21 protein-coding genes, 1 tRNA gene and 1 pseudogene are annotated in these 19310 nt (G+C 59.9%); 17 read left to right on the top strand and 6 right to left on the bottom strand.

Annotated elements, in window-relative coordinates:
• The first annotated feature begins 121 nt into the window (after nucleotides 1-121).
• The 12 genes from ACIF4X_RS20455 to ACIF4X_RS20400 all read left to right on the top strand — a co-directional run bounded on the left by ACIF4X_RS20455 (nucleotide 122) and on the right by ACIF4X_RS20400 (nucleotide 10218).
• The gene (locus ACIF4X_RS20455) at nucleotides 122-1108 is read left to right on the top strand and encodes an NAD(P)/FAD-dependent oxidoreductase (RefSeq protein ID WP_397483503.1); all 987 of its coding nucleotides are present in this window, start codon (nucleotides 122-124) and stop codon (nucleotides 1106-1108) included.
• Nucleotides 1105-1323 carry a TIGR02450 family Trp-rich protein gene (locus ACIF4X_RS20450; RefSeq protein ID WP_007912847.1) on the top strand — a complete coding sequence of 73 codons (219 nt, stop codon included), beginning with the start codon at nucleotides 1105-1107 and terminating at the stop codon, nucleotides 1321-1323. Before ACIF4X_RS20455 ends, ACIF4X_RS20450 begins: the two co-directional genes overlap by 4 nt.
• A 180-nt stretch (nucleotides 1324-1503) precedes the next feature.
• Nucleotides 1504-2466, top strand: a complete 963-nt coding sequence (locus tag ACIF4X_RS20445; RefSeq protein ID WP_397483502.1) for a YbgA family protein — start codon at nucleotides 1504-1506, stop codon at nucleotides 2464-2466.
• Entirely contained in the window at nucleotides 2466-3407 is a 942-nt protein-coding gene (locus ACIF4X_RS20440) for a MerR family transcriptional regulator (RefSeq protein WP_397483501.1), read from the top strand. The genes ACIF4X_RS20445 and ACIF4X_RS20440 overlap by 1 nt, the downstream gene beginning before the upstream one ends.
• 20 nt (nucleotides 3408-3427) lie before the next feature.
• Nucleotides 3428-4873 (top strand): deoxyribodipyrimidine photo-lyase, encoded by a 1446-nt coding sequence (phrB, locus tag ACIF4X_RS20435; RefSeq protein ID WP_397483500.1) that lies wholly within the window; start codon nucleotides 3428-3430, stop codon nucleotides 4871-4873.
• Nucleotides 4866-5288, top strand: coding sequence for a nuclear transport factor 2 family protein (locus tag ACIF4X_RS20430; RefSeq protein WP_397483499.1), 423 nt, complete (start codon nucleotides 4866-4868; stop codon nucleotides 5286-5288). The genes phrB and ACIF4X_RS20430 overlap by 8 nt, the downstream gene beginning before the upstream one ends.
• On the top strand, nucleotides 5285-6067 hold the full coding sequence (locus tag ACIF4X_RS20425; protein ID WP_397483498.1) for an SDR family NAD(P)-dependent oxidoreductase: 783 nt from the start codon (nucleotides 5285-5287) through the stop codon (nucleotides 6065-6067). Before ACIF4X_RS20430 ends, ACIF4X_RS20425 begins: the two co-directional genes overlap by 4 nt.
• A complete protein-coding gene (locus ACIF4X_RS20420; protein ID WP_397483497.1) occupies nucleotides 6064-7311 on the top strand; it encodes an NAD(P)/FAD-dependent oxidoreductase in 1248 nt (415 codons plus the stop codon). Before ACIF4X_RS20425 ends, ACIF4X_RS20420 begins: the two co-directional genes overlap by 4 nt.
• Nucleotides 7308-8123 carry a DUF1365 domain-containing protein gene (locus ACIF4X_RS20415; protein ID WP_397483496.1) on the top strand — a complete coding sequence of 272 codons (816 nt, stop codon included), beginning with the start codon at nucleotides 7308-7310 and terminating at the stop codon, nucleotides 8121-8123. Before ACIF4X_RS20420 ends, ACIF4X_RS20415 begins: the two co-directional genes overlap by 4 nt.
• On the top strand, nucleotides 8110-9375 hold the full coding sequence (locus ACIF4X_RS20410; protein WP_397483495.1) for a class I SAM-dependent methyltransferase: 1266 nt from the start codon (nucleotides 8110-8112) through the stop codon (nucleotides 9373-9375). Before ACIF4X_RS20415 ends, ACIF4X_RS20410 begins: the two co-directional genes overlap by 14 nt.
• Nucleotides 9368-9859 (top strand): DUF2878 domain-containing protein, encoded by a 492-nt coding sequence (locus tag ACIF4X_RS20405; RefSeq protein ID WP_397483494.1) that lies wholly within the window; start codon nucleotides 9368-9370, stop codon nucleotides 9857-9859. Before ACIF4X_RS20410 ends, ACIF4X_RS20405 begins: the two co-directional genes overlap by 8 nt.
• Nucleotides 9860-9912: 53 nt before the next feature.
• Nucleotides 9913-10218: a YkgJ family cysteine cluster protein gene (locus ACIF4X_RS20400; RefSeq protein WP_007912865.1), complete on the top strand. Its 306-nt coding sequence runs from the start codon at nucleotides 9913-9915 to the stop codon at nucleotides 10216-10218.
• 95 nt (nucleotides 10219-10313) lie between these two features.
• Here ACIF4X_RS20400 and ACIF4X_RS20395 read toward each other — a convergent pair whose 3' ends face one another.
• The 6 genes from ACIF4X_RS20395 to hemA all read right to left on the bottom strand — a co-directional run bounded on the left by ACIF4X_RS20395 (nucleotide 10314) and on the right by hemA (nucleotide 15674).
• The gene (locus ACIF4X_RS20395; protein WP_397483493.1) at nucleotides 10314-10832 is read right to left on the bottom strand and encodes an acyloxyacyl hydrolase; all 519 of its coding nucleotides are present in this window, start codon (nucleotides 10830-10832) and stop codon (nucleotides 10314-10316) included.
• 112 nt (nucleotides 10833-10944) lie between these two features.
• Nucleotides 10945-11736, bottom strand: coding sequence for a glutamate racemase (murI, locus tag ACIF4X_RS20390; protein ID WP_397483492.1), 792 nt, complete (start codon nucleotides 11734-11736; stop codon nucleotides 10945-10947).
• Entirely contained in the window at nucleotides 11729-12484 is a 756-nt protein-coding gene (locus ACIF4X_RS20385; protein WP_397483491.1) for a molybdopterin-synthase adenylyltransferase MoeB, read from the bottom strand. Before ACIF4X_RS20385 ends, murI begins: the two co-directional genes overlap by 8 nt.
• Nucleotides 12478-13308 (bottom strand): peptide chain release factor N(5)-glutamine methyltransferase, encoded by an 831-nt coding sequence (gene prmC, locus ACIF4X_RS20380; RefSeq protein ID WP_397483490.1) that lies wholly within the window; start codon nucleotides 13306-13308, stop codon nucleotides 12478-12480. The genes ACIF4X_RS20385 and prmC overlap by 7 nt, the downstream gene beginning before the upstream one ends.
• A complete protein-coding gene (gene prfA / locus ACIF4X_RS20375) occupies nucleotides 13309-14391 on the bottom strand; it encodes a peptide chain release factor 1 (protein ID WP_397483489.1) in 1083 nt (360 codons plus the stop codon).
• Nucleotides 14388-15674, bottom strand: a complete 1287-nt coding sequence (hemA, locus tag ACIF4X_RS20370) for a glutamyl-tRNA reductase (protein ID WP_053123763.1) — start codon at nucleotides 15672-15674, stop codon at nucleotides 14388-14390. The genes prfA and hemA overlap by 4 nt, the downstream gene beginning before the upstream one ends.
• 182 nt (nucleotides 15675-15856) lie before the next feature.
• Here hemA and ACIF4X_RS20365 point away from each other — a divergent pair, with 182 nt between their 5' ends.
• The 5 genes and pseudogenes from ACIF4X_RS20365 to ACIF4X_RS20345 all read left to right on the top strand — a co-directional run.
• Nucleotides 15857-17581 carry a tetratricopeptide repeat protein gene (locus tag ACIF4X_RS20365; RefSeq protein WP_007912892.1) on the top strand — a complete coding sequence of 575 codons (1725 nt, stop codon included), beginning with the start codon at nucleotides 15857-15859 and terminating at the stop codon, nucleotides 17579-17581.
• Nucleotides 17582-17584: 3 nt separating this feature from the next.
• On the top strand, nucleotides 17585-18202 hold the full coding sequence (gene lolB, locus ACIF4X_RS20360; RefSeq protein WP_397483488.1) for a lipoprotein insertase outer membrane protein LolB: 618 nt from the start codon (nucleotides 17585-17587) through the stop codon (nucleotides 18200-18202).
• Nucleotides 18203-18205: 3 nt separating this feature from the next.
• Nucleotides 18206-19057, top strand: coding sequence for a 4-(cytidine 5'-diphospho)-2-C-methyl-D-erythritol kinase (ispE, locus tag ACIF4X_RS20355; protein WP_397483487.1), 852 nt, complete (start codon nucleotides 18206-18208; stop codon nucleotides 19055-19057).
• Nucleotides 19058-19093: 36 nt separating this feature from the next.
• Nucleotides 19094-19168, top strand: a tRNA-Gln gene (locus ACIF4X_RS20350).
• A 45-nt stretch (nucleotides 19169-19213) separates the two neighbouring features.
• Nucleotides 19214-19310: pseudogene (locus ACIF4X_RS20345) on the top strand (ribose-phosphate pyrophosphokinase); the annotation flags it as partial.

The raw sequence follows: 19310 nt of genomic DNA, 5'->3' as shown, positions 1-19310 counted from the left end.
CTCTATTGTTTAACCATAGGCCAAGCTGTCAGAACGAGAACGCTAGAAGTTATACCAAAAAACAAAATTGTACAGGTTTCATCCTCAGCGTAGTCTGTACAGAAAGGTAAACGAGGCCCCTATGACTGTACCTATCGCAATCATCGGCACCGGCATCGCCGGACTCTCCGCCGCCCAGGCTCTGACAGAGAGCGGGCACACCGTTCAATTATTCGACAAAAGTCGCGGCAGCGGCGGGCGTATGTCGAGCAAGCGCAGCGACGCTGGCTCACTGGACATGGGCGCGCAATACTTCACCGCGCGCGACCGCCGCTTCGTCACCGAAGTGCAGCGTTGGCAAAGCCAGGGCTGGGTCGCCGAGTGGACGCCACAGCTCTACACCTATCAGGGCGGGCAACTGAATCTGTCGCCGGACGAGCAGACCCGTTGGGTCGGTGCGCCGCGCATGAGCGCCATCACCCGTGGCTTGCTCGACGGCCTGGAAGTGCACTTCGCCTGCCGGATTACCGAGGTCTATCGCGGTGAAGAACACTGGCATTTGCAGGACGCCGAAGGTTTCACCCACGGGCCGTTCAGCCACGTCGTGATCGCCACCCCGGCACCGCAAGCGACTGCCCTGCTGGCCGCTGCACCGAAACTTGCCGGGGCCGCCGCCGGGGTGAAAATGGACCCGACCTGGGCCGTTGCCCTCGCTTTCGAAACACCACTGGATACGCCGATCGAAGGCTGCTTTGTACAGGACAGCCCGCTCGACTGGCTGGCGCGCAACCGCAGTAAACCGGGGCGCGACACCATTCTCGACACGTGGGTTCTGCATGCCACCAGCGCGTGGAGCCGGCAACATATCGACCTGTCAAAAGAAGCGGTGATCGAGCAACTGCACGGTGCGTTTGCCGAATTGCTGCACAGCGCCATGCCCGCGCCGACCTTCAGCCTCGCCCACCGCTGGCTCTACGCACGTCCCGCGACAGGCCACGAATGGGGCACTTTGGCCGATGCCGATCTGGGTCTGTATGCCTGCGGCGACTGGTGCCTGTCCGGGCGCGTTGAGGGCGCATGGCTCAGCGGTCAGGAAGCCGCGCGACGCTTGCACGAACACCTGCAATGAACCGCATCAATCCGCAAAAATTGCTGCTGTCGAAATGGACAGCAGCACAGCCGCAGAATCGTGAAAAACATTTTCTGGTGACCGAGTTGTTCCGTGATGAGGAAGGTACGGTGCTGGAAGTCGAGTTGCAGGCGGTGTTGACCAAGCGTGCTGAACGACTCGATTGGCAAGCGCTACAAAACAGCACTCACTGGAAAATCGGTTGGCTCATGTAGGAGCTGCCGAAGGCTGCGATCTTTTGATTTTGCTTTACAACCACAACATCAAAAGATCGCAGCCTTCGGCAGCTCCTACAGAAAGTTGTACAAATGATTTGACTTGTACACCCTTGAATCTATGCTAAGCCAATGTTGTACAGAGATTGATCTCTGTATAGGTATAGATTCGAGGTGCCCATGTCAGATACCTGCGTAGCCAAACCTAAAATCGCCATCAGCGCCTGCCTGCTGGGTGCCGAGGTGCGCTACAACGGTGGGCACAAGGAATCGCGACTGTGCAGCCGCACCCTCACCGAGCATTTCGATTTTGTCCCGGTATGCCCTGAAGTCGCCATCGGCCTGGGCATCCCGCGCGAACCTATCCGCCTCGTTGGCGAGGCCGAGCATCCACAAGCGGTCGGCACGGTGAACCGGGCGATCAACGTCACTCAGCCACTGGCCGAATACGGCGAGAAAATGGCCGCCGAACTCGATGACATCTGCGGCTACATCTTCATGCAGCAATCGCCGTCCTGCGGGCTGGAACGGGTCAAGGTCTACCACGCCAACGGCGCCCCGGTGAACGGCGGCGGACGCGGGATCTACGCCCAGGCGTTCTGCGCGCGCCATCCGGATTTGCCGGTGGAAGAAGCCGGGCGCCTCAACGATCCGGTGCTGCGCGAGAATTTCATCACCCGTGTGTTCGCCTACAGCGAATGGCAACACGTCCTCGCTGGCGGCCTGAGTCGTCGCGCCCTCACCGAATTCCATTCGCGCTACAAATATTTGCTGATGGCGCATAACCCGCTGCAATACAAAGCACTGGGCAAAATGTTGGGCAACATGGCCCACAGCGATCCCGCCGAACTCGGCCCGCGCTACTTCAGCGAACTGATGGCGGCATTGAAGAAATGCGCCACCCGTGGCACGCACTGCAACGTGCTGCTGCACATCAGCGGTTATCTGAAACAGGCGATCAGCGCCGAAGACAAACAGGAAATGCAACACGTCATCGGCCAGTACCGCCAAGGCATCGTGCCGCTGGTGGTGCCGTTGACGCTGCTCAAGCACCACTTTCGCCTCCATCCGGATTCGTACATCGCGCAACAGGTTTACCTGCAACCGCACCCGGAAAACCTCAGCCTGCGAAACGCAATCTAATGAATGACAAAATGGATACCAGCGCCCAGGAAGACCTTGGCGTTGATTTTAAGAAAGCCCTCGACGAGGGCTGGCTGCCGATTCGCGAAGTCGCCCGGCAGACCGGTGTCAACGCGATCACCCTGCGCGCGTGGGAACGCCGCTACGGGCTGGTCGTACCGCAACGCACGCCCAAGGGCCACCGGCTGTATTCGGCCGAACATGTGCAGCGGATTCTGACCATCCTCACCTGGCTCAACCGTGGCGTCGCGGTCAGTCAGGTCAAACCGCTGCTCGACACGCCGCAGGCGTTCAGCGAAACGGTGGAAAACGACTGGCAGCGCTTGCTTCAGACGCTGCTGGCGGCCGTCACGCAACTCAATGAACGCAGCCTCGACGACAGCGTCAATCAGGCCATGGCGCTCTACCCGCCACGCACATTGTGCGAGCAATTGCTGATGCCGCTGTTGGCTGAACTTGAGCAGCGCTGGCAAGGCCAGTTCGGCGCGCAGATGGAGCGGGTGTTCTTTTATTCGTGGTTACGCAGCAAATTCGGCGCACGCATCTACCATAACAATCGTCAGTTGAATGGTGCACCGCTGTTGTTGATCAATCACTCCGACCTGTCACTGGAACCTCATCTGTGGCTATGCGCGTGGCTGATCAGTAGCGCTGATTGTCCGGTGCAAGTGTTTGACTGGCCGCTGCCGGCCACCGAACTGGCGCTGGCGGTCGAACATCTGCAAGCCCGAGGCGTACTGCTGTATTCCAGCAAAGCCATGAACCTTGCGCAGTTGCCCAAGCTACTGAACGGAGTCGGTTGTACCAAAATGCTGGTCGGACCAACGGTATGCATCCACCACGCCGAGTTGTCCGTAAGAACTTCCGAGATGGCTGATGTGTTCCTGGCTGAAGACGCGCTTGTAGCGCACCAGGTGCTCGTTCAGCGTGGGCTGATTTAATGGACGCAGTGAGTTCCGACATGCAATTGATCTGGCTGCGCAGCGACTTGCGCCAACATGACAATACCGCCCTCGCGGCTGCCGCAGCGCGCGGCCCGACGGTCGCCGTGTACCTGTTGAGCCCGCAGCAGTGGCTGGAACATGACGATGCAGCGTGCAAGGTCGACTTTTGGTTACGCAACCTGCGTGAGCTGAGCGCAAGCCTCGGCCAACTCAACATCCCGTTGCTGATTCGCACTGCGACCCGTTGGGATCAAGCCCCTGCAGAACTGCTCAAGCTCTGCCGGCAGCTGAGGATAGCGGCGGTTCACGTCAATGAAGAATATGGCGTCCATGAAAGCCGTCGCGATGCAGCGGTAGGCGAAACACTAAAGGCCGAGGGCATCACCTTTCACAGCTATCTCGACCAGTTGCTGTTCAAACCCGGCAGCGTACTGACCAAGACCGAGAGTTACTTCAAGGTGTTCAGCCAGTTCCGCAAAGTCTGTTACGAACGCCTGAATCGCTCGATGCCGGCGTTGGTCAAGGCCCCCGGCAAACAGGCAAAACTTGCCATCGACAGCGACCCGATTCCCGACGCCGTCAAAGGCTTCGCCACACCGAGCCAAGCCCTGCGCGATCTGTGGCCCGCCGGTGAACAGGAAGCCCGACGCCGCCTCGACACCTTCACCGACGCGCAGATCGACTACTACCAGAGCGAACGCGACTTCCCGGCCAAACCTGGCACCAGCCAGCTCTCGGCATATCTCGCTGCCGGCGTGATCTCGCCGCGCCAATGCCTGCACGCCGCCCTGCAAAGTAATCAGGGCGAATTCGAAAGCGGCAAGGTCGGTGCGGTCACCTGGATCAACGAGCTGCTGTGGCGCGAGTTCTACAAACACATTCTGGTCGGCTACCCACGGGTCTCGCGGCACCGCGCCTTCCGCCCGGAAACCGAAGCGCTGGCCTGGCGTAATGCGCCTGAGGATCTCGCGGCGTGGCAAGAGGCGCGCACCGGTCTGCCGATCATCGACGCAGCGATGCGCCAATTGCTCGAAACCGGCTGGATGCACAATCGCCTGCGCATGGTCGTGGCGATGTTCCTGACCAAAAACCTGTTGATCGACTGGCGCGAAGGCGAACGCTTTTTCATGCGCCACCTGATTGATGGCGACCTGGCGGCGAACAACGGTGGCTGGCAATGGAGTTCGTCGACGGGCACCGATTCGGCGCCGTATTTCCGCATCTTCAATCCGCTGAGCCAGTCGGAAAAATTCGACAGCGAAGGCCTGTTCATCAAGCACTGGCTGCCGGAACTGGCCGACCTCGACAAAAAAGAATTGCACAACCCGGCCAACCTCGGTGGTTTGTTCGGTGCGGTGGATTATCCGTCGCCGATCGTCAACCTCAGCGACTCGCGCCAGCGGGCACTGGCGGCCTTCAAGAACCTGCCATCGCGTACGTCTACAGGAGGCGATGATGAGTGAATTCCTGCGCCGCTTCGCCCGGCAATTTTCAGCGTTGAACAAAAACAACCTGCAAAGCCTGGGCGAGCTGTACAGCGATGACATTCACTTCACCGATCCGTTGCACGAGGTGCAGGGCCTGACACAGCTTCGCGATTATTTCGGCGAGCTGTACGCCAATGTCAGCGAACTGCGTTTCGACTTTCATGGTTTCGACCAGATCGGCGACTGCGAAGGTTACCTGCGCTGGGTCATGAGTTATCGCCACCCGCGCCTGGCGGGTGGCCGCGTGATTCGTGTCAGCGGTTGCTCGCATCTGTTGTGGCACGACAAGGTTTATCGCCATCGGGATTATTTCGATGCCGGGGCGCTGCTGTATGAACACTTGCCAGTATTGGGCCGGGTCATCGCCTGGCTGAAAAGGAGAATGGGATGAGTCGTACACCTCCACGGCGTTATTGGTTGACCGGGGCCAGCAGTGGCATTGGCGCGGCGCTGGCTGAAGAGATCCTGAAAACCGGAGCGCACCTGGCGGTCAGTTCCCGCCAGATCGCCCCGCTCAAGGTCTTGTCGCAACGCTACCCGGGGCAGGTTCTGGTGGTGCCGGGAGATCTGACCAACAGCCAGACTGTGCGCGAAATCGGTGAGCAGATCGTCGAAGACTGGGGTTCGCTGGACTCGGTGATTCTCAACGCTGGCACCTGCGAATACGTGGATGCCAAACAGTTCGACTCCTCGATCATCGAGCATGTGGTGCGCACCAACCTGCTCGCCAGCAGTTATTGCATCGAGGCCGCGCTGCCGCTGCTGCGCAAAGGTACCGCGCCGCATCTGATTGGCGTGGCCAGTTCGGTGACCTACCTGCCGCTGCCCCGCGCCGAAGCCTACGGCGCCTCGAAGGCCGGTTTGCGTTATCTGTTCGAATCGCTGCGCATCGATCTGGCCGACGAAGGCATTGAAGTCACCGTGGTCAGCCCCGGCTTCGTCGAAACACCGCTGACCGCCAAAAATGATTTCCCCATGCCCTTGAGCTGGCCTGTGGATAAAGCCGCGCGGCACATCTTCGCCAAGCTCAAGGACCGGCCGCTGGAGATCGCCTTCCCGGCATTGTTCATGGCCGCGCTGTGGCCGCTGTCGAAACTGCCGGCACGCGTTCAACTGGCGATTGGCAAGCGCATGGTGCGCAAGTCTCCACCGCTGACGGATCCGACATGAAAATTGCCATCGTCGGCAGCGGCATCGCCGGGCTGACCTGCGCCCACCTGCTCAATCGCCGGCACGAGATCACGGTGTTCGAGGCCAGCGACTGGGTCGGTGGCCACACGCACACGGTCGACGTCACGGTCGCAGGACGGCAGTACGCTGTGGACACCGGCTTCATCGTATTCAATGACTGGACCTATCCGAATTTCATCCGCCTGCTCGGCCAGCTCGGCGTAGCGTTCAAGCCGACTGAAATGAGCTTTTCGGTGACCGACCCGGACACAGGCCTGGAATATAACGGCAACAGCCTCAACAGCCTCTTCGCCCAGCGCAGCAACCTAATGTCGCCAGGGTTCTGGGGCATGTTGCGCGACATTCTGCGCTTCAACAAAGAAGCCCAGCGAGATCTCGTCGAACTGCGCATCGCCGCCGACACCACCCTCGACGATTACCTCAAGGCCGGCGGTTACGGTGAACGCTTCATCCTGCATTACATCGTGCCGATGGGCTCGGCGATCTGGTCGATGCCGATGGCGGAAATGCTTAATTTCCCGCTACAGTTTTTTGTGCGGTTCTTCAAGAACCATGGGCTGTTGTCGGTCAGCGATCGTCCGCAGTGGCAGGTCATCGAAGGCGGTTCAAGCGCCTATATCGCGCCGCTGACGGCAGCATTCAAAGACAGGATCCGCCTCAATTGTCCCGTCACCCGGGTTGATCGCGATGTGCACGGCGTAGTTATCCACAGCCCGGCAGGCCTCGAACACTTCGATCAGGTGGTGCTCGCCTGCCACAGTGGTCAAGCGTTGAAACTGCTGGCAGTCCCAAGCGATGCCGAACGCACGATCCTCGGTGCCCTGCCCTATGCCGACAATGAAGTGGTACTGCACACTGACACGCGCTTGTTACCAACGCGAAAACTGGCCTGGGCAAGCTGGAACTATCGCCTCAGTGGCGCCGGCCATACGCACGCCGCCGTCACCTATGACATGAACATTCTGCAGGGCATTGAGAGCGACACCACGTTCTGTGTCAGCCTCAATCAGAGCGCCGGCATCAGCCCCGACAAAGTGCTCGCCCGCTACACCTACGCCCATCCACAGTTCAGCCTCGCAGCAGCGGCCGCACAGCAACGCTGGGGCGAACTGGATGGCGCGCAACACACGCATTATTGCGGCGCCTATTGGGCCAACGGTTTCCATGAGGACGGTGTCGTCAGCGCCTTGCGCGTAGCCGCCGCGTTCGGGGAAACCTTATGAACAGCGCCCTGTACAGCGGCTGGATCGGCCATCGGCGTTTCTCGCCACGCCGCCATGAGTTTCGCTATCGGATCGGTCTGCTCTACCTCGATCTCAGTGAACAAGACGCAGTGCTTGCTCTGTCGCCGCTGGCCGGGCGCAGTCGCTTTGCGCCGTTTTCCTTTCGCGAGACCGACTATCTCAAGGCATTCACCGGCCGAGGCATGCGTCTGATCGATGCCGTGCGTCAGCAGGTCGGCATCGCCATCGGCCATGAACCGCAAGGCGCGATCTGCCTGCTGACCCAGGCGCGCAGCTGGGGGTTGTCGTTCAACCCGGTGAGCTTCTTTTATTGCCATGAAGCCGACGGGCAACTGGCGGCGATTGTCTGCGAAGTCACCAACACGCCGTGGCGCGAGCGTTATCACTACGTGCTGCCGGCACGCACGCCCGTTGACCTGCACGATTTCCATCAGCACTTCGCCGTAGCCAAGGCCTTTCACGTTTCGCCGTTTTTGCCGCGCGATCTCGAATATCGCATGAGTTTCAGTCCCGCCGCGCAAGCCCTCGGCGTGCACATGGCCGACTGGCAAGGCGAGCACAAACTGTTCGACGCGACGCTCAATCTGCAGCGCGAAACCCTTGATCGCCAGAGCCTGCATCGATATTTGCGCCGCTTCCCGTGGATGACCGCGAAAACCGCCTTGGCGATCTACTGGCAAGCGCTGCGACTGCTGCTCAAACGCGCACCGCTTTTTGCTCATCAGGCTGCCGACGGCAGTTTTCAAATCGCCACTGTGCCTCCCAAGGAGCACCGCCATGAAATCCTCTAGTCTGTCGGTCAGTCGGTTCAGCGCCAACGGTCTGACCGGTTCGCTGCTGCGTCGTGGCGTGTTACGCCAATTGGCGCAACTCAAACACGGGCAACTGCTGGTGGTCGAGGATGGCGAACGGCTGATGTTCGGTACGCCGGGCAGTGCGTTGCTCGGGGAAATCCATGTGCTGGACTCGGCCGTCTGGGGCATGGTCGCCGGCAACGGTTCGATTGGTGCTGGCGAGGCGTTTATCCACGGCTACTGGAGTTCGCCGGACCTGACGGCAGTGGTGCGCGTATTTGTCAGTAACCTTGAGGTGCTCGACGCGATGGAGGGCGGTCTGGCCCGCCTCGGCCGGCCGTTGGTGCAAGGCCTGCACTGGCTCAACCGAAATACCCGCAAGGGCTCGCAGAAAAACATCGCCGCGCACTACGACCTCGGCAACGATCTGTTCGAGCAATTTCTTGATCCGACCATGATGTATTCGGCGGCGCAATTTCTCACCCCTGAAGACAGCCTCGAACAGGCGCAGTTGAACAAGCTGGAGCGGATCTGCCAGAAACTTGCGCTCAAACCCGGTGATCATTTGCTGGAGATCGGCACCGGTTGGGGCAGCATGGCGCTCTACGCCGCCCAGAATTACGGTTGCCGGGTAACCACCACGACACTGTCGAAAGAGCAGTACGCGTTTACCGCACAACGCATCGAACAATTGGGTTTGCAGGATCAGGTCACGCTGCTGCTCAAGGACTACCGTGACCTCAGCGGCGAATACGACAAATTGGTGTCGATCGAGATGATCGAAGCGGTCGGTCACCGCTTCCTGCCGACCTACTTCAAACAATGCGCGCGCCTGCTCAAGAGCAACGGCCTGATGCTGATCCAGGCGATCACCATTCGTGAGCAACGCTATGAACAGGCCAAGCGCGGCGTCGATTTCATCCAGCGTTACATCTTCCCCGGCGGCGCCCTGCCCTGCGTGCAGAAAATGCTCGAAGTGGTCAGCCGCGACACCGACATGAACCTGCTGCACATGGAAGATTTCGGCCTGCACTACGCCCGCACCCTGCGTTTGTGGCACGAGAACTTCCGTCGCGCCCATGGCCGTTTGAGCGAGTTGGGTTACGACGACTATTTCCTGCGGCTGTGGGAGTTTTACCTGTGTTACTGCGAGGGCGGATTTCTTGAGCGCACCATCGGCACCGCGCAATTGCTGCTGGCCAAACCAGCCGCAATGACCGCACCGCTACTCGGTCGCTTCGATGCTTGAGCGTGTTGCCAATGCCGTGTTGTTCCAGATCGGCTGGCTGACCTGCGTGCTCGGCGGCAACAGCTTGTGGCTGCTGGTCGCGTTGGCGGTGCTGGTGATTCATCTGCGCTGGATCAGCAGTTGGGCGGCCGAGGGCCGTTTGATGTTGAGCGTGGTGATTGTCGGCACGGCGGTGGACAGCGTTTTGCGCGCGGCGGGTGTGTTCGAGTTTCAGGACCTGTCGCCGCTGATTCCGCTGTGGCTGATGCTGCTCTGGGCACTGCTGGCGACCACGTTGCGCCATTGCCTGGCATGGAGCGCCCGGCCCTGGTGGCTGGCCAGCGTGTTGGGCGCGATCGGCGGAGCGCTGTCGTATTACGCCGGCGGACGATTGGCCGGGGTGCAATTTCCCTACGGCGAACTGCCTACCCTGATCGGCATCGGCCTGCTCTGGGCGCTGCTGTTTCCGTTGCTGCATGTGATGGCTCGGCGCTTAAGTCACTGAGCGTCTGTCAGACCTTTCACACGCACAGCGGCGACTGCCTTACACTGCCGACCATGAAGACCATTCCCCACCAACAAATCACCGAGCCGGCGGTCACCTGCTCGACCTGCGCGGCGTGCTGCTGCCAGCTCGAAGTGATGCTGATCACCGACACCGGCGTGCCTGATCGCTTTATCGATACCGATGAGTGGGGCGGCGAAGTGATGCTGCGTCTGGACGACGGCTGGTGCGCGGCGCTGGATCGCGACAGCATGATGTGCACGATCTATGAGAAACGCCCGCTGATCTGCCGCGAGTTCGAGATGGGTGCGCCGGAATGCATTGAAGAACGCAAAGGCATCACGACCGCTTACCGCTGATTTAAAAAAACAAAAGATCGCAGCCTTCGGCAGCTCCTGCAGAAGAAATCATTCCCATGCAGGAGCTGCCGAAGGCTGCGATCTTTTGATCTTTTTTAGAGCGGCATCGTGTAATGCAGCGAGTAACTTTCTACACCGTCGTTGCTGCTGGCCAGGCCGGCGTTGGAATAGTGCGTCGCACGAATCCCGACTTCATGCCCACCATTGAAACGCAGACCAAAACCGAAGCGGTCTTCGAACTGGAAGGCGCCACCGATGTTGTTGTCTTCGTACTTGGTGTTGGAGAACACGGCCACGCCGATCCCCGCCTCGACATACGGTTTGACCGATTGACCGGCAAACTCGTAAACCAATACCGGCGAGAACGACAGGCTGTTGTTGCTGGAGGTCTTGTCGCCTTCCCAGTAGGTGTAGGCACCGCTCCAGTAACCAGTCAGACGACCGACGTCACTTTGCAGCCAGCTCTGGTCCCAGTCGAAATTCATGCCCAGGCGGTATGTCATCGTCGAGTCGCTGGTGGCCCCCACCGCGAACTCCACGCCTGCCGCTTGTGCAGTAAAACTTTGCCCCATCAGTGCGGCCGCAATCGCGGCCAAGCAGAATAGTCGCTTCACGTTGAAACTTCCTTTTCCGGAACGATCGTTTGGTTTTCTAGGTAACTCATCGCTATAGAAGCTAGCGCCTGCTTAGAAGTTCAGCTGATTTTTTAGTTATTTCACAATTTTTTTACAAGCTGAAGTTTTGCACTTCGCCAGCGTTTTGTCCCAGCAGCGGCAAGATGTTTTTCAAGTACGCAGGATCGGCGCTGGTCCAGAATCTGACCGGCTGGTTCGGGCCGACAGCGAGTAAATCGCGCTCCGCCAAAAGCCGCTGAAGTTGACGCGCCACGGCGGCGCCGGTATCGATCAGGCTGATGTCCGCAGGGATCATCGACTTGAGCATCGGCTTGAGAAAAGGATAGTGGGTGCAGCCCAAAATGATTGTGTCGCAACCACTGGTCAGCAGTGGTTCGACATAGCCGTGAAGCAACTGGCGCAACTCGGTGCTGTGCAGATCGCCACTTTCGATCAGTTCGACCAGGCCGGGGCATGGCTGGGTGATCACGCGAACGTCAGTGGCAAAGCGATCAAGCAGTGCGGCGAACTTGGCACTCTGCAAAGTGCCGGTGGTGGCGAGCACGCCGACGACACCGCTGCGGGTCGCGGCGGCGGCGGGTTTGACCGCAGGCTCCATACCGACAATCGGCCAGTCGGGAAAGTCGCGACGCAAATCGGCAACGCCGGCAACCGTGGCCGTATTGCAGGCCAGCACCAAGGACTTGGCGCCTTGCTCACGGAAAAACCCGGCCATCACGCTGCAGCGCTGGCGGATGAATTCAGGGGTTTTCTCACCGTAGGGAATGTGCCCGCAATCGGCAACATAAAGCAGCGATTCATTGGGCAGCAAACGCTGGATTTCCGCCAGTACCGACAAGCCGCCGACACCGGAGTCGAATACGCCGATCGGCGCTTCACGCATGGCGCGAACCACAGACACTGCAACCCGGATCACGCTTGACCCGCAACTCGCGGAAACGCGAACCGAGGGCATCGATCAACAGCAAACGGCCCACCAGCGGCTCACCGAAACCGACCAGAACCTTCAAGGCCTCGAGCGCTTGCAGGCTGCCAACCAGACCCACCAGCGGCCCGACCACACCCGCTTCGCTGCAAGTCAGTTCGGCTTCGCTGCCGTGCCCGTATAAACAGTGGTAACACGGGCTCTCGGCGCGACGCGGGTCGAACACCGACAACTGCCCTTCCAGGCGAATCGCCGCACCGCTGACCAGTGGCTTGCACGCCGCCACACACGCCGCGTTGACCGTTTCGCGGGTGGAGAAATTGTCGGAACAGTCGAGCACCAGATCCACCGCCGCCACGGCAGCCGCGAGAGAATCCTCGTCCAGCGCCTGTCGATGGGCGATCAGTTGAATCTCGGGATTGATCGCGCCCAGGCGCTTGAGCGCCGAGTCGACCTTGCTCATGCCGACGCTGTCGGTGTCGTGGATGATCTGGCGTTGCAGGTTGGTCAGGTCGACCGTGTCGAAATCCGCCAGATGCAGCTCACCGACACCCGCCGCCGCCAGATACAACGCCACCGGAGCGCCGAGACCGCCGAGGCCGACGATCAGCACGCGACTGTGCTTGAGCTTCAGTTGCCCGTCGATGTCGATGTGTTGCAGCAGAATCTGCCGGCTGTAGCGCAGCAATTCCTGATCATTCAGCACGGCAGGCGCCCCAGACTGATGCGTTGATGGCCGCCCAGATCGGTGCGGCTGTGGACTTCTTCGAAACCGCGTGTGAGCAGCAGATCGCGCACGGCCTCGGCTTGATCATAGCCGTGCTCAAGCATCAGCCAGCCACCGGCCTGCAGATGCTCCGGGGCCTGGGCGACGATCAGACGCAAATCGTCGAGCCCGTCTTCACCGGCGACCAGCGCGCTGGCCGGCTCGAAGCGCACATCGCCTTCGACCAGATGTGGATCGGCGGCGGCAATGTACGGCGGATTGCTGATAATCAACTGGAAACGCTGACCTTCCAGCGCGCTGAACCAATGGCTGCTCAGCACGGTGGCATTGTTTAAGTGCAGTCGCTGGCGATTGCGTTCAGCCAAGGCTACGGCTTCCAGCACGCGATCCACGGCAGTGACTTTCCACGCCGGACGCTCACTGGCCAAGGCCAATGCGATCGCGCCGCTGCCAGTGCCGAGGTCGAGCACGTTGGCCGGGGTTGCGGGGAGCAATTCCAGCGCCGCTTCGACCAGCAACTCAGTGTCCGGGCGCGGGATCAGCGTGTGCGGGGCGACTTCCAGATCGAGTTTCCAGAAGCCTTGCTGTCCGAGAATGTAGGCCACCGGCTCGCCGCCACGACGACGTTGCAGGTACTCGGCAAAAGTCAGCGCCGCTTCACTCGGCACGATACGCTCGGGCCAGGTGTGCAGAAAACTGCGCGATTTGCCCAGCGCAGCGGCGAGAAGCAACTCGGCGTCCAGACGCGCAGTCGGTGAGTCCGGCAGTTCGGCGGCGCGCAACAGGCTGGCAATGATGGTCATTTACTCACCTATCGCTGCGAGTTGATCCGCCTGGTGTTCGGCCAGCAACGGCTCGATCACCGCTTCAACGCCACCGGCGAGAATTTCATCCAGCGAGTACAGGGTCAGGTTGACGCGATGGTCAGTGACCCGGCCCTGGGCAAAGTTGTAGGTGCGGATCCGCTCGGAACGGTCACCGGAACCGACCAGCAATTTACGCTCACTGGCGATGGCATTCGCCGCCGCGGCGGTTTGCTGATCGTTGAGTTTGGCCGACAGCCAGGCCATCGCCCGTGCTCGGTTCTTGTGTTGGGAGCGCTCCTCCTGACACTCGACGACGGTGCCGGTCGGAATGTGCGTGATGCGGATCGCCGAATCGGTGGTGTTGACGTGCTGACCACCGGCCCCGGAGGAACGGTAAGTGTCGACGCGCAAATCCGCCGGGTTGATCTCGATGGCTTCGCGCTCGTCCGGCTCGGGCAACACCGCGACGGTGCAGGCCGAGGTGTGGATACGGCCCTGGGATTCGGTGGCGGGTACGCGCTGTACGCGGTGCGCGCCGGATTCGAACTTCAGCTTGCCGTAAACGTTGTCGCCTTCAATGCGCGCGATGACTTCTTTATAGCCACCGTGTTCGCCTTCGTTTGCCGAAAGGATCTCCACGCGCCAGCCACGGCGTTCGGCATAACGCGAGTACATGCGGAACAGGTCGCCGGAGAAGATCGCCGCCTCGTCGCCACCGGTGCCGGCGCGAATTTCGAGGAACACGTTGCGGCCGTCATTCGGATCCTTGGGTAGCAACATGCGTTGCAGATCGTCTTCCAGGGTCACCAGCAATTCTTTGGCTTCGCGGACTTCTTCCACGGCCATTTCGCGCATGTCCGGGTCGTTGTCCTTGAGCAGCGCCTGCGCGCCTTCCAGATCGCCTCGTACGCTGAGCAGCTTTTTATAGGCTTGCACGACCGGCTCGAGTTCGGCGTATTCCTTGGAATACGCGCGGAATTTGGTCTGATCGGCAATGACTTCGCCGTCGCCGAGCAGCGCGGTCAGTTCCTCGAAACGGTCCTGGAGGATGTCCAGCTTATTGAGCAGTGACGCTTTCATTGCGGTTTTTTATCCGAAAAGCTATCCGGTGAGCCCTCAAGGGCAAAGAGTTCCTGGGCCATGGCCAGCGCATCGAGGCGGCCTTCGGCAGAAAGCTTTTTCAATTGCACGCTGGGCGCATGCAACAGTTTATTGGTCAGGCCACGGGCCAATTGCCCGAGCACGTCTTCGGCGTTGCCGCCATTGGCCAGCAGGCGCAGGGCCTTTTGCAGCTCTTCGTCGCGCAGGCGTTCGCTCTGTTGACGATAGGCCTTGAGCACATCGACCGCCGCCAGCTCGCGCAAGCGCACCATGAAATCATCGGCGCCGACCGAAACCATCTCTTCCGCTGCCTGGGCTGCGCCCTGACGACTCTTGAGGTTCTCGGCGACCACTTCGTGGAGATCGTCGACGCTGTAGAGGTAAACGTCGTCCAACTCGCCGACTTCCGGCTCGATATCCCGGGGAACGGCGATGTCGACCATGAAGATCGGTTTGTGCTTGCGCAGCTTCAAAGCGCTTTCCACCGCGCCCTTGCCGAGAATCGGCAACTGACTGGCGGTCGAACTGATAACGATATCGCTGCGTACCAGTTCTGCCGGGATGTCCGACAGCAACACCGCGTGAGCGCCGAACTGTTCAGCCAACAGACTGGCGCGCTCCAGCGTGCGGTTGGCGACGACGATGCGCTTGACGCCCAGCTCGTGCAAATGGCGGGCGACCAGGGTGATGGTCTCGCCGGCGCCGATCAACAGAGCCTGGCTGCGCTGCAAATCACTGAAAATCTGCTTCGCCAGGCTGACCGCGGCAAATGCCACGGACACCGGGTTTTCACCGATCGCGGTGTCGGTGCGCACCTGTTTGGCGGCATTGAACGTTGCCTGGAAAAGCCGCCCCAGCAGCGGGCCGATGGTACCGGCCTCGCGGGCCACGGCGTAGGCCGATTTCATCTGGCCGAGAATCTGCGGTTCGCCGAGCACCAGCGAGTCGAGCCCGGAGGCGACGCGCATCATGTGACGAACTGCCGCATCATCTTCATGCACATAAGCACTCGCACGCAGCTCATCGAGGCTTAAATGGTGATAATCAGCCAGCCAGCGCAATACGACATCGGCAGAAAGCTGATCCTGTTCTATATAAAGCTCACTGCGATTGCAGGTCGAGAGGATCGCAGCTTCGCGGCTGTCGGTCAGTCGGCAGAGCTGCTGCAAGGCTTCCACCAGCTGCTCAGGGGTAAAGGCCACGCGCTCGCGGACGTCTACTGAAGCAGTCTTGTGGTTGATACCGAGTGCAAGGAAGGCCATTCAAAGTCGCTGATGGTGACGTGAAGCCGGCAATTGTCCTACTTCGAAAGATTCAGAACAACTACCGCTGACTATTGTCCCAATCGTCAGCCCCTATAATGGGCACAATTGAGTCTCGGTTATGTTTGGCCGAAGGCTTGTGTCATGATGATCCGACCGCAGGTTAGTCGTCCTCTTCCTATATGAATAGATCTTCCGCGTTGCTCCTCGCTTTTGTCTTCCTCAGCGGCTGCCAGGCCTTGGCCCCCGTTTCGCCGGACGGTACGCCGTCGGTTGAAGACACCACGCCCGCGCCTGAAAAGCCCAAGGTTTACAGCTCGTTCAGCGAGGAAACCGTTTTCAGCCTGTTGAGCGCCGAACTCGCCGGCCAGCGCAATCGGTTCGACATTGCCCTGGACAACTACGTGACCCAGGCCATCAATACGCAGGATCCGGGTGTGTCCGAGCGCGCATTCCGTATCGCCGAATATCTGGGCGCCGATCAACCGGCCCTCGATACGGCGCTGATCTGGGCGAAAAACGCTCCGGACGACCTCGAAGCGCAACGCGCCGCTGCCGTGCAACTGGCGCGCGCCGGGCGTTATGACGACTCGATGGTCTATATGGAGAAAGTCCTGCAAGGCAAGGGCGACACTCATTTCGACTTCCTCGCGCTGTCGGCGGCGGACACCGATCAGGAAACCCGCAACGGCCTGATGAAAAGTTTCGACCGCTTGTTGCAACGCCATCCGAACAACAGCCAGCTGATTTTCGGCAAAGCCTTGCTCTTGCAGCAGGACGGCGACAACAAAGCCGCGCTGGCATTGCTCGAAGACCATCCGCCGGAAGAAGGCGAGATCGCACCGATTCTGCTGCGCGCACGTCTGCTGCAATTGCTGAACCGTGGCGACGAAGCCCTGCCCCTGCTGCAAAAAAGCATCAAGAAGTATCCGGACGACAAACGCCTGCGCCTGACTTACGCGCGCATGCTGGTCGAACAGGACCGCATGGACGACGCCAAGGCCGAGTTCTCCAGCCTCGTTCAGCAATACCCGGAAGACGACGAGTTGCGTTACTCGCTGGCGCTGGTCTGCCTGGAAGCCAAAGCCTGGGACGAGGCCAAAGGTTATCTGGAAGACTTGATCGCCCGGGAAAGCCACGTCGACTCGGCGCACCTGAACCTCGGTCGCATCGCCGAAGAACGCAATGACCCGCAAGGCGCCCTCATCGAGTACGCCCAGGTCGGTCCGGGCAACGATTATCTGCCGGCGCAATTGCGTCAGGCCGATATTCTGATGAACAACGGCAAGACCGCTGAAGCGCAAAGCAAACTCGCCGCCCAGCGCGACGAGCAACCGGATTACGCGATTCAGCTGTACCTGATCGAATCGGAAACCCTGTCGGCCAACAAACAGGACGACAAAGCCTGGAAAGTCTTGCAGCAAGCCTTGCTGCAATACCCGGACGATCTGAATCTGCTGTACACCCGGGCCATGCTCGCAGAAAAACGCAATGATCTGGCGCAAATGGAAAAAGACCTGCGCCTGATCATCAAGCGTGATCCAGACAACGCCATGGCCCTTAACGCGCTGGGCTACACCCTGTCCGATCGCACTACCCGCTACGCTGAAGCCAAAGCGCTGATCGAGCAGGCGCACCAGATCAATCCGGAAGATCCGGCGGTACTCGACAGCCTCGGCTGGGTGAATTACCGCCTGGGCAATCTGGATGACGCCGAGAAATATCTGCGTCAGGCGCTGGAGCGTTTCCCTGATCACGAAGTCGCCGCGCATCTGGGCGAAGTGTTGTGGACCAAGGGCAACCAGCGTGAAGCCAAACAAATCTGGGGCAAATTCCTCAAGGATCAGCCCGACAGCACCATTCTGCGCAGCACCATCAAGCGCCTGACCGGATCCGAGACTCTTTAACTCATGTTTTTGCGCCACGTTATTGTTTTCAGCTTCATTGCCCTGCTCGCTGGCTGCTCGGGTTTTGGTACCCGCGAATCGGTCGAGGGCCACGGCAGCCCGGCTCAATGGGCCGCGAACAAACAACAGCTGACCGGCCTCGACGGCTGGCAGATCGACGGCAAGATCGGCATCCGCGCGCCGAAAGATTCCGGTAGCGGCACGCTGTTCTGGCTGCAACGTCAGGACTACTACGACATTCGCCTGTCCGGCCCACTGGGTCGTGGCGCGGCACGCCTGACCGGGCGTCCGGGCAAGGTGTCGCTGGAAGTCGCCAATCAGGGCCGCTACGAATCGCAATCGCCGGAAGCTTTGCTCGAAGAGCAGCTTGGCTGGAAGTTGCCGGTGTCGAATCTGGCCTGGTGGGTACGTGGCCTGCCGGCTCCCGACAGCAAAAGCCGCCTGAACCTGGACGCCAACAGTCGCCTGGCCGACCTGGAACAGGATGGCTGGAAAGTCGAATACACCGCTTACACCGAACAGAATGGTTATTGGTTGCCCGAGCGCATCAAGCTGCACGGCACCGACCTCGACGTGACGCTGGTGATCAAGACCTGGCAACCGCGCAAGTTGGGGCAATAACGCATGACCGCTGCACGTCTGACCCTGCCCTCGCCGGCCAAACTCAACTTGATGCTGCATATTCTCGGTCGTCGTGAAGACGGTTATCACGAGTTGCAGACTTTGTTTCAGTTTGTCGATTACGGCGATGAAATCACCTTTGCCTTGCGCGATGACGGCGTGATTCAGTTGCACACTGAATTCGCTGGCGTGCCGCATGACAGCAACCTGATCGTGCGCGCGGCAAAAATGCTCCAGCAACAGTCCGGCGCTACGCTCGGTGTCGACATCTGGATCGACAAAGTGCTGCCTATGGGCGGCGGCATTGGCGGTGGCAGTTCGAATGCGGCGACAACTTTGCTCGGCCTGAATCATTTGTGGCAGCTGGGTTGGGATGAAGATCGCCTGGCCGCACTGGGCCTGACGCTTGGCGCTGACGTGCCGGTTTTCGTCCGTGGCCATGCGGCGTTTGCCGAGGGTGTGGGCGAGAAACTGACCCCGGTCGATCCCGAAGAACCGTGGTATCTGGTGCTCGTGCCGCAAGTCTCTGTTAGTACGGCAGAAATTTTTTCCGATCCTTTGTTGACACGTAACACGCCGCCCATTAAAGTGCGCCCCGTTCCCGAGGGAAACAGTCGAAATGACTGCTTGCCGGTGGTTGCAAGGCGTTATCCAGAGGTACGTAACGCATTGGATTTGTTAGGTAAATTTACCGAAGCAAAGCTCACCGGAACTGGAAGTTGTGTGTTTGGGGGCTTCCCAAGCAAAGCTGAAGCTGATAAAGTCTCGGCCCTTCTGACAGAGACCCTTACAGGGTTTGTAGCGAAAGGAAGCAACGTTTCGATGTTGCACCGCAAGCTGCAAAGTCTGCTCTAAAGGAACCAAGTGCACGGCACTTGATGCAACAGATACAGGGGCGTCGCCAAGCGGTAAGGCAGCAGGTTTTGATCCTGCCATGCGTTGGTTCGAATCCAGCCGCCCCTGCCATTTTCTATACTCATCCAGGTTACCCTCAGCCTCTAGGTACTGCGCGTGTCCAAGATGATGGTCTTTACGGGGAACGCTAACCCCGATCTGGCTCGACGTGTCGTACGTCAGCTGCATATCCCTCTCGGTGACATCTCTGTCG

Source organism: Pseudomonas sp. NPDC085632 (assembly GCF_044541255.1).
GTDB lineage: Bacteria > Pseudomonadota > Gammaproteobacteria > Pseudomonadales > Pseudomonadaceae > Aquipseudomonas.
This window is presented reverse-complemented; position numbering and strand designations above follow the sequence as displayed.

Bases quoted from the DNA above. Each gene is read 5' to 3' on its own strand.
- ACIF4X_RS20405 (WP_397483494.1), top strand. From the start codon at position 9,368: ATGCTTGAGCGTGTTGCCAATGCCGTGTTGTTCCAGATCGGCTGGCTG.
- ACIF4X_RS20410 (WP_397483495.1), top strand. From the start codon at position 8,110: ATGAAATCCTCTAGTCTGTCGGTCAGTCGGTTCAGCGCCAACGGTCTG.
- ACIF4X_RS20365 (WP_007912892.1), top strand. From the start codon at position 15,857: ATGAATAGATCTTCCGCGTTGCTCCTCGCTTTTGTCTTCCTCAGCGGC.
- ispE (WP_397483487.1), top strand. From the start codon at position 18,206: ATGACCGCTGCACGTCTGACCCTGCCCTCGCCGGCCAAACTCAACTTG.
- prmC (WP_397483490.1), bottom strand. From the start codon at position 13,308: ATGACCATCATTGCCAGCCTGTTGCGCGCCGCCGAACTGCCGGACTCA.
- ACIF4X_RS20440 (WP_397483501.1), top strand. From the start codon at position 2,466: ATGAATGACAAAATGGATACCAGCGCCCAGGAAGACCTTGGCGTTGAT.
- murI (WP_397483492.1), bottom strand. From the start codon at position 11,736: ATGCGTGAAGCGCCGATCGGCGTATTCGACTCCGGTGTCGGCGGCTTG.
- ACIF4X_RS20415 (WP_397483496.1), top strand. From the start codon at position 7,308: ATGAACAGCGCCCTGTACAGCGGCTGGATCGGCCATCGGCGTTTCTCG.
- ACIF4X_RS20430 (WP_397483499.1), top strand. From the start codon at position 4,866: ATGAGTGAATTCCTGCGCCGCTTCGCCCGGCAATTTTCAGCGTTGAAC.
- prfA (WP_397483489.1), bottom strand. From the start codon at position 14,391: ATGAAAGCGTCACTGCTCAATAAGCTGGACATCCTCCAGGACCGTTTC.
- lolB (WP_397483488.1), top strand. From the start codon at position 17,585: ATGTTTTTGCGCCACGTTATTGTTTTCAGCTTCATTGCCCTGCTCGCT.
- ACIF4X_RS20425 (WP_397483498.1), top strand. From the start codon at position 5,285: ATGAGTCGTACACCTCCACGGCGTTATTGGTTGACCGGGGCCAGCAGT.
- ACIF4X_RS20420 (WP_397483497.1), top strand. From the start codon at position 6,064: ATGAAAATTGCCATCGTCGGCAGCGGCATCGCCGGGCTGACCTGCGCC.
- ACIF4X_RS20455 (WP_397483503.1), top strand. From the start codon at position 122: ATGACTGTACCTATCGCAATCATCGGCACCGGCATCGCCGGACTCTCC.
- ACIF4X_RS20445 (WP_397483502.1), top strand. From the start codon at position 1,504: ATGTCAGATACCTGCGTAGCCAAACCTAAAATCGCCATCAGCGCCTGC.
- phrB (WP_397483500.1), top strand. From the start codon at position 3,428: ATGCAATTGATCTGGCTGCGCAGCGACTTGCGCCAACATGACAATACC.
- ACIF4X_RS20450 (WP_007912847.1), top strand. From the start codon at position 1,105: ATGAACCGCATCAATCCGCAAAAATTGCTGCTGTCGAAATGGACAGCA.
- hemA (WP_053123763.1), bottom strand. From the start codon at position 15,674: ATGGCCTTCCTTGCACTCGGTATCAACCACAAGACTGCTTCAGTAGAC.
- ACIF4X_RS20400 (WP_007912865.1), top strand. From the start codon at position 9,913: ATGAAGACCATTCCCCACCAACAAATCACCGAGCCGGCGGTCACCTGC.